The sequence below is a fragment of the Serratia sarumanii genome (assembly GCF_029962605.1).
Taxonomy (GTDB): Bacteria; Pseudomonadota; Gammaproteobacteria; order Enterobacterales; family Enterobacteriaceae; genus Serratia; species Serratia sarumanii.
This window is the reverse complement of sequence record NZ_CP124750.1, coordinates 2,153,646-2,165,982: the sequence shown is the minus strand read 5'-3', so window position 1 is coordinate 2,165,982 and position 12,337 is coordinate 2,153,646. Positions and strand designations below refer to the sequence as shown.

Sequence of the window (12,337 nt, the reverse complement as noted above, 5' to 3'; positions counted from 1 at the left end):
TTATCCTGCCAGCGCTTGTTTCACCGCCGCCACCAGCGCCGGATCTTCCGGCGTAGTGTCAGGCGAGAAGCGCTGGATCACCGTGCCGTCGCGCGCGATCAGGAATTTCTCGAAGTTCCACAGAATATCGCCGGTGTGCTTCGGCGCACGCCCTTTGCTGGTCATCCGCGTCAGAAACTCGCTGCCCTGCGGTGCGACAGCCTCCGGCTGTGAGGCAATCAGCGCCTGGTACAGCGGATGACGGCGTTCGCCGTTCACCTCAATCTTGGCGAACATCGGGAATTGCACGCCGAAGGTGCCACGGCAAAACGCCAGGATCTCTTCGTTGCTGCCCGGCTCCTGGCCCAGGAATTCATTGGACGGGAACCCGAGGACTTCCAGCCCTTGATCGCGGTAGGCTTCGTACAGCGCTTCCAGCCCTTCGTACTGTTTGGTCAGCCCGCATTCCGAGGCTACGTTGACCACCAGCAGCACCTTACCCTGGTAGGCGCCCAGCGTGGTCGGCTGATTTTCAATGGTTTGTAACGGCAGGTTGTCGATTGGCTTGCTCATCGGTTGTCATCCTTTGGTTTTTTAATGGCAGGTGAATGAAGAGAACTACCTTACGCCTTTTGCCCGGGTCAGTAACCAGATAAATAGCGGCGCCCCCAGCGTGGCGGTCACCACGCCGATCGGCAGCTCGGCCGCCAGCAGCGCAATGCGGGCAACCACATCGGCCACCAGCAACACCCCGGCCCCGGCCAGCGCGCAGGCCGGCAACAGATAGCGTTGGTCGGTCAGGCCGATAAGCCGCAAGATATGCGGGATCACCAGCCCAACGAAGCCAATCACCCCGGCGAGCGCCACGCTGACGCCGACCAGCCAGCCGATCGCCAGCACCAGCAGGTTACGCCACAGATGCAGCGACAGCCCTAGTTGCCGCGCCTGTACCTCGCCCAGCGCCATCAGGTTGAGCGCTTTGCCCTGGCCACACAACCACAGCAGCACCGGCAGCAGCGCCAGCACCAGCCACTTTTGGCGCCAGTCGACCCCGCCGAAACCGCCCATCATCCAGTACATCAGCTGCCGCAGATCGAGGCTGGTGCTGAAATAGACCGCCCAGGTCATCAGCGCGCTGCACACGATGCCCAGCGCTACGCCGACCAGCAACAGCCGCGCATTGGTCAGACGTCGGCGGCGAGCGAAGCCCAGCAACAGGAAGGTCATCGCCAGCGCACCGGCTATCGCGGCGGCGCTCATCAGCGCCACCGGCAACAACCCCTGCCCCAACAACACCGTCAGCACCAGCGCTACGCCGGCGCCGTTAGCGACGCCCAGCAGACCGGGCTCCGCCAGCGGGTTTTCAAACAGCGCCTGCATTACCGCGCCCGCCACCGCCAGGGCGGCACCGACCAGCATCACCGCCAGCGCGCGCGGCAAACGCAGTTGCCAGACGAACAGTTGCGCCCGATCGCTGAACCACTCTGACGGCCATATCCATTGGTCGCCGGCGCAAAGGCTGAACAGCAACGCCACCGCCACGCACAGCGCCAACAGACCGATCTGGCGTTTATCGCGGTAGCGTTGATGTTGCAACAATAAGGTGAAGGTACGGCTGGTTGGCATGGCGCGGCGGTTCCCTGCCGGCCGCTGTCGTGGCCGGATAATTGACGTTTGAGTCGAATATTAGGGGGTTAACGCCGCAAGGGGAAGCCTTGCGTGGATGATGGCGCAGGAAAGCAGCGGCTGGCCTTGCCCGTCATCGCAACGATGATGGCAAAACCAGCCGCCGATAAACTCAGGGTTAACGATGCGGGCCGGCGTTGCCCGGTGGATAAGGCTGGCCGCGGCCGTCATCGCGGCGGTCGGAGGCACCGCGATCGTCATGATTGCGCTCGTGGTCGCGATTATCGCGATCGCCGCGGAACGGATTGCCGCTGCGTGCCGGCTCACGGTGATCATAGCCACGCGGCGGCGATGGCTGCCAGCGGCCGCCGTCCCAGTACATGCCGCACGCATTGCGCTCACCCAGACCGCGGCCCTGATGCGCATGCCACCACTGCGGTGGACGCCAGTCGTAACCATCCCAGTAGTAGCCGCGACGGTCCTGATCCCCCAGATGCAGAGAAACGCCCGGCACATTGATATCGACAGAGACATCGGCCTGCGCCGCCAGCGGCAGCAACAGCGGGAAACACACCAGCAACAGGATCTTTTTCATTTTGCCTTCTCACTCTATTTTTCTTGCTGCAGTGGTTATATCAGCGCGTTTATTTAACCACTATCTCACCGATGCCTATTTTCAGATTGTTTTCGACGGCCTTACACAATCCCTACACTGTTTGCCCTCGCCTTTAATTATCATAACCGCTGACAAGGCTTAACGAATAACTGACGGCTCTCAAGCGGCGTGGCAATTATAATTAAGCGAATTTCCATCGGAGGAGAATAAGATGATTAAACGTATAGGCAGCCTGCTGGCCGTTGTGGCCCTGACAGCAAGCCTCAGCGCCTGCTGCTGGGGCCCGCACTGGGGCGGCGGCCACCGTGGCGATGGCCCTGGCCATTATCACGGCCGTTATTGAAGCGAAAACAATGCCACTCACCAAATAAGATTTAAGAATATTCCGAAATCGAGCTTAAATAAACTTCCGCCGTAGCGTTTGAACGCAGGATTTTAATTCTTACATTGCCCATTAGGAATAAACTGAATTTTATCCTCAAAAAGAAAAAGGCCGCGCAAGCGGCCTTTTTTGATATCACACGTCACTCACCCTTTCGGGCTGGCGTTTTCTACCCGGCTTTTCAGCTTCTGCCCCGGACGGAAGGTCACCACGCGGCGCGCCGTAATCGGAATGTCTTCGCCGGTCTTCGGGTTACGCCCCGGACGTTGGTTCTTGTCACGCAGATCAAAGTTGCCAAAACCCGACAGTTTTACCTGTTCGCCATTCTCAAGGGCCCGACGGACCTCTTCAAAGAACAGTTCCACCAGGTCTTTGGCGTCCCGTTTGCTAAGCCCAAGCTTCTCAAACAGGTGTTCTGACATTTCAGCTTTAGTAAGCGCCATAGGTTCAATCCCTCAAGGATGCTTGGAATCGCTGTTTTAGAGCCTCTACGCATTTTGCAACGGTAGCGGCTATCTCCTCTTCTTCCAGTGTACGAGCGGTATCCTGCAATACCAGACTGATAGCCAGGCTCTTGTCACCTTCTGCCACGCCCTTGCCACGGTACACGTCAAACAAGTTTACGCCAACTACCTGATTTGCGCCAACTTTCTTACACTCGGCCAAAATATCTTCTGCGGGGACGTTTTCAGCCACCACAACGGCGATATCACGGCGGTTTGCCGGGAAGCGCGAAATCTCCCGCGCCTGAGGCACGGCGCGGCTCGCAAGCTTGTTCCACTCCAGTTCAAACACCACGGTGCGGCCGTTAAGATCCAGTTTACGTTCAAGTTCCGGGTGAATCACACCGATGAAACCTACGCGTTCGCCGTGCAAATAAATCGCCGCACTCTGCCCTGGATGCAGGGCCGGATTGGCTTCCGCCCGGAACTGAATTTCGGATAATTTACCGGTCAGTTCGAGGACAGACTCCAGATCCCCTTTTAAATCATAGAAGTCGACGGGCTTGCGTGCCAGATCCCAATGCTCATCGTGCGTATGGCCGGCGATCACGCCTGCCAGCATGACGTCCTGACGAATACCCAGATCTGCCGCACTATCAGGCACAAAGCGCAGACCGCTTTCGAACAGGCGCAGACGCGTCTGCTGACGGTTCTGGTTATACACCACCGCGGACAGCAAACCGGTCCACAGCGACAGGCGCATCGCCGACATTTCGACCGAAATCGGGCTCGGCAGGATCAGCGCGTCTTCATTCGGGTGCAGCAGCGCCTGCACTTTCGGATCGACGAAGCTGTAGGTGATCGCTTCCTGGTAGCCGTGATCGACCAGCATGGTCTTCACGCGCTTGAGCGTCAGATCGGCTTCGCGATGCTGGGTCATCACCAGATCGGCGCGCACCGGCACATCCGGGATGTTGTCGTAGCCGTAAACGCGCGCCACTTCTTCCACCAGATCCTCTTCGATTTCCATATCGAAACGCCAGCTCGGCGCGACCGCTTGCCAGCTGTCGCCCTGCTCGGTCACCTGGCAGCCCAGGCGGCGCAGAATGTCGCTGACCTGCTCGCTCGGCACCACATGGCCGATCAGACGATCCAGCTTCTCGCGGCGCAGCGTGATGGTGGCGCGCTTCGGCAGTTCGTTTTCGTGGGTTACGTCGATAACCGGGCCGGCCTGGCCGCCGCAGATGTCGAGCAGCAGGCGCGTGGCGCGCTCCATCGCTTTGTACTGCAACGCCGGATCGACGCCGCGCTCATAGCGGTGAGACGCATCGGTGTGCAGGCCGTGACGGCGTGCGCGGCCGGTGATCGACAGCGGGCTGAAGAAGGCGCACTCCAGCAGCACGTCCTGAGTTTCCCCGTTGACGCCGGAATGCTCGCCGCCGAAGATGCCGCCCATCGCCAACGCTTTTTGATGATCGGCGATCACTAAGGTGTCGGCGCTCAGTTTGGCTTCGTTGCCGTCCAGCAGCGTCAGGGTTTCCCCTTCTTCCGCCATGCGCACCACGATGCCGCCGTCGATGCGGCTCAGATCGAAAGCGTGCATCGGCTGGCCAAGCTCCAGCAGCACATAGTTGGTGACGTCTACCACGGCATCGATAGAACGGATGCCGCAACGACGCAGTTTTTCACGCATCCACAGCGGGCTTGGCGCCTTGACGTCGATACCTTTCACCACGCGCCCCAGATAGCGTGGGCACGCCTGCGGCGCGTCAACGCGGATCGGCAGCGTGGCGTCGATGGTGGCGGCCACCGGGCTCATGTCCGGCTCGGTCAGCGCAACCTGGTTAAGTACGCCCACGTCGCGCGCGACGCCGATGATGCCCAGGCAGTCGGCGCGGTTCGGCGTGACGCTGATCTCGATGGTGTTGTCGTTCAGTTTCAGGTAGTCACGGATGTCGGTGCCGATCGGCGCATCCAGAGGCAGCTCGATGATGCCGTCATGATCGTCGGAAATGCCCAGCTCGGAGAACGAGCACAGCATGCCTTCCGAAGGCTCGCCGCGCAGCTTGGCGGCCTTGATTTTGAAGTCGCCCGGCAGCACCGCGCCCACGGTGGCGACCGCCACTTTCAGGCCGGTACGGCAGTTTGGCGCGCCGCAGACGATGTCGAGCAGGCGATCGCCGCCTACGTTAACCTTGGTGACGCGCAGTTTGTCGGCGTTCGGGTGTTGACCGCACTCGACCACCTCGCCCACGACGACGCCGTTAAACGCGCCGGCAACCGGATCCACGCCGTCCACTTCCAGGCCGGCCATGGTGATTTGATCGGATAATGCTTCGCTGCTGATGGCCGGGTTTACCCACTCGCGCAACCAGAGTTCACTGAATTTCATGTGATATTCCCGCCTTACTTAAACTGTTTGAGGAAACGCAGATCGTTTTCGAAGAATGCGCGCAGGTCGGTGACGCCGTAACGCAGCATCGTCAGGCGCTCCATGCCCATACCGAAGGCGAAGCCGGAGTAAACTTCCGGATCGATGCCCACGTTGCGCAGCACGTTCGGATGCACCATGCCGCAGCCCAGCACTTCCAGCCATTTGCCGTTCTTGCCCATCACGTCCACTTCAGCGGACGGCTCGGTGAACGGGAAGTAGGACGGACGGAAACGAACCTGCAGGTCTTCTTCAAAGAAGTTGTTCAGGAAATCGTGCAGCGTGCCCTTCAGATTGGTGAAACTGATGTCTTTATCGACGATCAGCCCTTCCATCTGATGGAACATCGGGGTGTGCGTCTGATCGTAGTCGTTACGATAAACGCGGCCCGGCGCAATGATGCGGATCGGCGGCTGCTGGTTCTTCATGGTGCGGATCTGCACGCCGGAAGTCTGGGTGCGCAGCAGGCGCGTGGCGTCGAACCAGAAAGTATCGTGGTCGGCGCGCGCCGGGTGATGCCCTGGAATGTTCAGCGCGTCGAAGTTGTGGTAATCGTCTTCAATCTCCGGGCCGGTGGCAACGGAGAAGCCCAGCTCGCCGAAGAAGGTTTCGATACGGTCGATGGTGCGGGTCACCGGATGCAGACCGCCGTTTTCCATGCGACGGCCCGGCAGGGAGACGTCGATGGTTTCAGCCGCCAGGCGCGCGTTCAGCGCAGCGCTTTCCAGCGCGTTCTTACGCGCGTTCAGGGCGTCTTGCACCTCCTGCTTGGCCTGGTTGATCACCGCGCCGGCCGCCGGACGATCTTCCGCCGGGACGTCGCGCAGAGACTGCATCTGCAAGGTGAAATGACCTTTCTTGCCAAAATATTCGACGCGCACCAAATCTAACGCGGCAACATCCTGGGCATCTTCTACGGCTGCCTTGGCATTGGCAACCAGCTCTGCGAGATGTGGCATTGCTTTCCTCTTCCTCTGGCCGGGATGGCCCTAAGTAATTGTTATCTATATTCGAACACGCCTTTGAGCAATCTTCAAAGACTTTTCAATGCGTTGCCGGCCGGGCGGCTCACCTGAGCTGAACGCCAGCCATACTCACCGCAACGCGTTGCAAGGCGGGACGATGGCCAAAAACAAAAAAGCCTCCACGAGGGAGGCTTAGGCGCTACTTTTCGTTTCTTTTCTTACGCGCAAAGCCTCCTGAAATCAGGCGCTAAAGTAAAAAAAGAAACGAAAAATAGCTGCGTGCATGATTGCGGTACCTTGTCGATGATTGCCCACCAGTGATATAGCTGCGGACAATGAAAGTCAATATTTGTCGCTGAAAACAAAGATTAAAAGAGGGAGCAAGCTCCCTCTTCTACTACTGACTTACGCCAGAGCTGCTTTCGCTTTCTCAACCAGTGCGCCGAAGGCCACTTTGTCGAAGACTGCGATGTCAGCCAGGATCTTACGGTCAATTTCGATCGACGCTTTTTTCAAGCCGTTGATGAACTTGCTGTAAGACAGACCGTTCTGACGAGCAGCTGCGTTGATACGTGCAATCCACAGCTGACGGAACTGACGCTTACGTTGACGACGGTCACGGTAAGCATACTGGCCTGCTTTGATTACTGCCTGGAAGGCAACACGATATACGCGCGAACGGGCACCGTAGTAGCCTTTCGCCTGCTTCATAATTTTCTTGTGACGTGCGCGTGCAATTACACCACGTTTTACGCGAGCCATATGCTCTCTCCTAAAGTCTTATTCTAAATTCAAAAAAAATGGCTTATGCGTACGGCAGGCACGCGGTAACCAGGACCAGATCGTTTTTAGACACCATGCCTTTCGGACGCAGGTGACGTTTACGCTTGGTTGCTTTTTTGGTCAGAATATGACGCAGGTTGGCATGTTTACGCTTAAAACCACCGCTGCCGGTTTTTTTGAAGCGCTTGGCTGCACCACGTACAGTTTTAATCTTTGGCATTTTAATTAAATCCACTTCGCATTGTTAAACAACGAATCAGTTGGGCGAATAAAACCCACACAGCGCAAGCGCCGCGCGGGTTCCATTACTTGTAAGCCTTACTGTTTCTTCTTAGGAGCGAGCACCATAATCATCTGGCGGCCTTCGATCTTCGTAGGGAAGGATTCGACCACTGCCAGATCCATATCTTCACACAGGTCTTTACGGACGCGGTTAAGCACTTCCATACCGATCTGCTGGTGCGCCATCTCACGCCCGCGGAAACGCAGGGTGATTTTGGCTTTATCGCCATCTTCCAGAAAGCGAATCAGGTTGCGTAGTTTGACCTGATAGTCGCCATCATCGGTGCCAGGACGGAATTTGATTTCCTTGACCTGAATAACTTTTTGCTTCTTCTTCTGTTCTTTCGTCGACTTGCTCTTCTCGTAGAGGAATTTGCCGTAATCCATGATTCGGCAAACTGGCGGTTCGGCATTTGGGCTGATTTCTACTAAATCAACGCCCGCTTCCTCAGCTTTTTCAAGAGCTTCATTCAGACTGACAATACCAATCTGCTCGCCATCGACGCCGGTTAGGCGAACTTCTTGCGCGCGAATTTCTCTGTTAATGCGATTAGGACGCGCCGGTTGAACTCGTTTTCCGCCTTTAATACTTTATTCCTCCAGTTGATGAAGACTACGGCTGCGAATCTCTTTCAGCAGCTTGTCTACGACTTCGTTTACGTCCAGGCTTCCCAGGTCTTTGCCACGGCGGGTACGAACGGCAACTTTGCCTGCTTCGACCTCTTTGTCGCCGCACACCAACATGTAAGGGACTCGACGTAAAGTATGTTCGCGAATTTTAAAGCCAATCTTCTCATTTCTCAAGTCCGCTTTCACGCGAATGCCTGCATCCTGCAGTTTTTTGGTCAATTGCTGGACGTAATCAGACTGGCTGTCGGTGATATTCATCACCACCACCTGCACCGGAGCGATCCAGGTCGGGTAGAACCCGGCGTATTCTTCGGTCAGGATACCGATGAAACGTTCCATGGAGCCCAAAATGGCGCGGTGAATCATTACCGGCACGACGCGATCGTTGTTTTCGCCAACATACGAAGCGCCCAAACGGCCCGGCAAGAAGAAATCGAGCTGCACGGTACCACATTGCCATGCGCGATCCAAACAATCATGCAGGGTAAATTCAATTTTCGGTCCGTAGAAGGCGCCCTCACCCGGCTGATATTCAAACGGAATGCCGTTCTCGGTCAGCGCGGCGGCCAGGTCTTCTTCCGCACGGGTCCACATGTCGTCGGTGCCGATGCGTTTTTCCGGGCGAGTGGACAGCTTGACGGCGATCTTGTCGAAGCCGAAAGTGCCGTACACGTCATACACCATGCGGATGCATTCGTTCACTTCGGCGCGCACCTGCTCTTCGGTACAGAAGATGTGGGCGTCATCCTGCGTGAAGCCGCGCACGCGCATCAGGCCGTGCAGGGAACCCGATGGCTCATTGCGGTGGCAGCTGCCGAACTCGCCCATGCGCAGCGGCAAATCGCGGTACGACTTCAGGCCCTGGTTGAAGATCTGCACGTGGCCCGGGCAGTTCATCGGCTTGATGCAATATTCGCGGTTTTCCGACGCGGTGGTGAACATGGCGTCTTTGTAGTTTTCCCAGTGGCCGGTTTTTTCCCACAGCACGCGGTCCATCATGAACGGACCTTTCACTTCCTGGTACTGGTACTCTTTGAGCTTCATGCGCACGAAGGCTTCCAGCTCGCGGAAGATGGTCCAACCGTCGTTGTGCCAGAACACCATGCCCGGCGCTTCTTCCTGCATGTGATACAGGTCGAGCTGTTTGCCGATCTTGCGGTGATCGCGCTTGGCCGCTTCTTCCAGGCGTTGCAGGTAGGCGTTCAACTGCTTCTTGTCTGCCCAGGCGGTGCCGTAGATACGCTGCAGCATTTTGTTTTTGCTGTCGCCGCGCCAGTAAGCGCCGGAGGTTTTCTGCAGCTTGAAATGGTGGCAGAAACGCATGTTCGGCACGTGCGGGCCACGGCACATGTCGACGTATTCTTCGTGGTGGTACAGGCCAGGACGATCGTCATGGCTGATGTTCTCATCCAGGATCGCCACTTTGTAGATTTCGCCGCGCTCAGCGAAGGTGTCGCGGGCTTCTTGCCAGCTGACCTTCTTCTTGATGACGTCGTAATCCTTATCGGCCAACTCGTGCATCCGCTTTTCCAGCAGATCCAGGTCTTCCTGCGTCAGGGTGCGGTCGATATCCACGTCATAATAGAAACCGTTGTCGATCACCGGACCGATCGCCATTTTGGTATCCGGCCACAGCTGCTTGATCGCATGACCCAGCAGGTGAGCACAGGAGTGGCGCATGATTTCCAGGCCGTCCTCATCTTTGATGGTGATGATGGCCAGCTGCGCATCCGATTCGATCAGATCGCCGGCGTCGACCAGCTCGCCGTTGACGCGGCCGGCGATACAGGCTTTCGCCAGGCCAGGGCCGATATCGCGCGCGACATCCATCGGGGAAACGGGGTGATCGAAATGACGCTGACTACCGTCAGGAAGGGTAATAACAGGCATTAATAATTCCTTATCTACAGTGGTGACCCACACGACAGATCACATGCAGTACGAAAATTGGATTTTGGGTTTGGTCAGCCAAGTTTCAGATCTCGCCCACAATTGCCAGATTGAAACCTCACTGGGTATACAGAATGGAACGCATACCTTCTCAGCCACATTCGGCTAAGCGAATAGTATCACTAAAATTGTTCCGGATAAATAAAGCGCCGCCCTCACGCTTTCGCGTCAGCCGGCGCAAAAACCGTTTTCATGTAGCTGAGGGTGGCCAGCAGGCACAGGCCGTAGCCCAGCAGTTCGCAACCCTCTTCCACCATGTTTTTCACCACCCGGTTGTAGCCGTCCAGCATCAGCGTTTGCCACAGCGCGCTCATGCCGAACAGGCGTGAAAACACCAAAATGCACAGCAGGCCGGCGCACATCATGCCGTAGGCGGGATGCGTCACGAAATAGGCCAGGCCGCGCACCGTCGCCGCGATGTGCCGCGCTGCATGCACCAGGCAGGCCAAGGCGACCGCCAGCGCGAACCACACCCAGGCGCCGTGCCACAGCGCATCGAAGGCGAAATCCATCTCGCGGATCAGCATGCAGAGAAAGAAACCGCCGACCAGCATCCAGGCGGAGCGGCGTTCAGCCTGCCGCCGGGCCGCGGCGAAGAAACCGCCGGAGATGGCGAGCAGCAACAGCTCCTGCGCCGCTTCGGTCAGCGAGGTTTCATGCACGAAATTATGCAGCCAGTGTACGTCGATAAATACCAGGCCGACCAAGGCCGCCAAAAAAGCGCAGTAGAGCAGAAAGGTAACGGCTTTCCCCAGCAAAATATGCAGTTCTTGTTTCATAATCACACTCATTATTATTTACAGCGCATCTATGTTATCCACCTGTCCCCAGGGATCGTGGCAATTGATGCCTAATACCCTACACAGCGATTAAGGTGGTCATTAATCACGCCGCAAACAATAAAAACCCCGGCACATGGCCGGGGTAGGCGCCAGTCTTTCCTGGCTGTCATTTCATCGTCGTCGGTATTTCAGGCTCTCATCCCTATATCATCGAGACGCGCAAACGAGCCTGGAGATTACGCCTGCGGAGATGATACGGTTACACGTCGGGCATTGGTGTTAACGCCCCACAAGCCTGCCAATGCACTGACCACTGCGCCAATCAACAACGCAAAGAATGACCACAGGGCAGCCCGAGACAATTCGTCCGCAGCCGCGGCAGCCTGTTCGCGCGCCTTCTGTTTCAGCTCAGCATACTCCTGTTTTGCCAGATTGATTTTTGCTTCGGCTTCATCCAAGCGCTGATTAACCAGCTGCGCAGTTTTATTTTTGGCGTCGACCAAATTCTTCACCGTCTGGTCCACTTCCTGCGGCGTCATATTGGTATTTTCAACCAGAGCTTTTTTCAGTGTGTCTTGATCCACATCTTGCGAGATGGCCTCACCATGTTTTTTAAGCTTGTCGACCAGTTGCTTAATAATCGCATCGCTATTGTCAGGCTGAAGTGCCAGGGCTTTTACTGCGTCTGCCAAATCAGTCTTGGCCGCATTCAACTGTTGCTGCATGAATTCAGGCTGCAATGACGGAATACCACTTTTTTTGAGCGCCGTAACCACATCACCATGCAGCTGTTCAGGTTCCAACGTGGTGTCGATACCCAACTTGTCAAACACCTTACCGCCCACGTCTGCCAACCCGGTTGCCCCTTTGCCAATCGCGGAACCGGCGCCGGAAAGCAAACTGCCAGAGGTCGAAGCGATAGCACCCAGCGCATTACCGGTGGCCTTCACTGCAGACCCGACCAGCATTCCACCCAATACCGCCGCCACAATCAGTGACGTAGCCCATACCAGGAAGCCATGAATAAGGCCGTCATTAGCAGCCAAACGTCCGGCAATAAAAGCGCCGGCAGCCAAGCTAATGATGATTGAAACAGCGGACCAAATCACTACGGTGGTACCGGCTCCATTGATCGGATCGTCTGATGTCGGATCCACGATGGAAAATCCCAAACTGGTGCCCAACGTCGACAGCAACAGTGAAACAGCCAACACGGTGATCACACCACCGATGACGCTGCCCCAGGAGATTTTTTTCGCCGCTACCCATTCTTTTGCCACTTCCATAGTAAAACTCCTTTTAAGCTTTTCGATTATGAAGAAATGCCACAAAGCCTTACCAGTATAGAAGTGTTTAATCTCTTAAGCGGTTAAACGGTAAAAACAGTTAAAAATAATTAATAATATGTACCCAGTATTAGCGACGTTGTATGGGCGGGTGCATTTTGGCTAGCGTTCGGTGCCGCGGG

Annotated in this window: 14 protein-coding genes and 1 other annotated feature; of the genes, 1 reads left to right on the top strand and 13 read right to left on the bottom strand. The window is 56.6% G+C overall.

Going from position 1 to position 12,337, the window contains the following annotated elements:
• The 3 genes from SSARUM_RS10375 to SSARUM_RS10365 all read right to left on the bottom strand — a co-directional run bounded on the left by SSARUM_RS10375 (position 1) and on the right by SSARUM_RS10365 (position 2,200).
• Positions 1-552 carry a glutathione peroxidase gene (locus tag SSARUM_RS10375; protein WP_033646314.1) on the bottom strand — a complete coding sequence of 184 codons (552 nt, stop codon included), beginning with the start codon at positions 550-552 and terminating at the stop codon, positions 1-3.
• A 45-nt stretch (positions 553-597) separates the two neighbouring features.
• A complete protein-coding gene (gene btuC / locus SSARUM_RS10370; protein WP_033653920.1) occupies positions 598-1,605 on the bottom strand; it encodes a vitamin B12 ABC transporter permease BtuC in 1,008 nt (335 codons plus the stop codon).
• A gap of 178 nt (positions 1,606-1,783) precedes the next feature.
• The gene (locus SSARUM_RS10365; protein ID WP_060429959.1) at positions 1,784-2,200 is read right to left on the bottom strand and encodes a DUF2502 domain-containing protein; all 417 of its coding nucleotides are present in this window, start codon (positions 2,198-2,200) and stop codon (positions 1,784-1,786) included.
• A 232-nt stretch (positions 2,201-2,432) separates the two neighbouring features.
• Here SSARUM_RS10365 and SSARUM_RS10360 point away from each other — a divergent pair, with 232 nt between their 5' ends.
• Entirely contained in the window at positions 2,433-2,564 is a 132-nt protein-coding gene (locus tag SSARUM_RS10360; protein ID WP_033653919.1) for a hypothetical protein, read from the top strand.
• A gap of 185 nt (positions 2,565-2,749) precedes the next feature.
• On the opposite strand, the gene ihfA is transcribed toward SSARUM_RS10360, so the two are convergent.
• From ihfA to SSARUM_RS10310, 10 genes are all read right to left on the bottom strand, one after another.
• Positions 2,750-3,046, bottom strand: a complete 297-nt coding sequence (gene ihfA, locus SSARUM_RS10355; protein WP_004931414.1) for an integration host factor subunit alpha — start codon at positions 3,044-3,046, stop codon at positions 2,750-2,752.
• Positions 3,047-3,050: 4 nt separating this feature from the next.
• Entirely contained in the window at positions 3,051-5,438 is a 2,388-nt protein-coding gene (gene pheT / locus SSARUM_RS10350; RefSeq protein WP_060418479.1) for a phenylalanine--tRNA ligase subunit beta, read from the bottom strand.
• Between the two features lie 14 nt (positions 5,439-5,452).
• Positions 5,453-6,436, bottom strand: a complete 984-nt coding sequence (gene pheS, locus SSARUM_RS10345) for a phenylalanine--tRNA ligase subunit alpha (RefSeq protein ID WP_004931416.1) — start codon at positions 6,434-6,436, stop codon at positions 5,453-5,455.
• Positions 6,437-6,608: 172 nt separating this feature from the next.
• Positions 6,609-6,731 (bottom strand) — a sequence feature (Phe leader region).
• A complete protein-coding gene (gene pheM, locus SSARUM_RS10340) occupies positions 6,683-6,727 on the bottom strand; it encodes a pheST operon leader peptide PheM (RefSeq protein ID WP_121626058.1) in 45 nt (14 codons plus the stop codon). (Overlaps the previous feature by 45 nt.)
• 116 nt (positions 6,732-6,847) lie before the next feature.
• Positions 6,848-7,204, bottom strand: a complete 357-nt coding sequence (rplT, locus tag SSARUM_RS10335) for a 50S ribosomal protein L20 (protein ID WP_004931417.1) — start codon at positions 7,202-7,204, stop codon at positions 6,848-6,850.
• 43 nt (positions 7,205-7,247) lie between these two features.
• Positions 7,248-7,445: a 50S ribosomal protein L35 gene (gene rpmI, locus SSARUM_RS10330; protein ID WP_004931418.1), complete on the bottom strand. Its 198-nt coding sequence runs from the start codon at positions 7,443-7,445 to the stop codon at positions 7,248-7,250.
• A 98-nt stretch (positions 7,446-7,543) separates the two neighbouring features.
• Positions 7,544-8,095, bottom strand: a complete 552-nt coding sequence (infC, locus tag SSARUM_RS10325; RefSeq protein WP_048233542.1) for a translation initiation factor IF-3 — start codon at positions 8,093-8,095, stop codon at positions 7,544-7,546.
• 3 nt (positions 8,096-8,098) lie between these two features.
• Positions 8,099-10,027, bottom strand: a complete 1,929-nt coding sequence (thrS, locus tag SSARUM_RS10320) for a threonine--tRNA ligase (protein WP_025159696.1) — start codon at positions 10,025-10,027, stop codon at positions 8,099-8,101.
• A 215-nt stretch (positions 10,028-10,242) separates the two neighbouring features.
• Positions 10,243-10,866, bottom strand: a complete 624-nt coding sequence (locus SSARUM_RS10315; RefSeq protein ID WP_033646316.1) for a hypothetical protein — start codon at positions 10,864-10,866, stop codon at positions 10,243-10,245.
• A gap of 239 nt (positions 10,867-11,105) precedes the next feature.
• Positions 11,106-12,155 (bottom strand): AAA family ATPase, encoded by a 1,050-nt coding sequence (locus tag SSARUM_RS10310; protein WP_060418478.1) that lies wholly within the window; start codon positions 12,153-12,155, stop codon positions 11,106-11,108.
• Between the last annotated feature and the right edge of the window lie 182 nt (positions 12,156-12,337).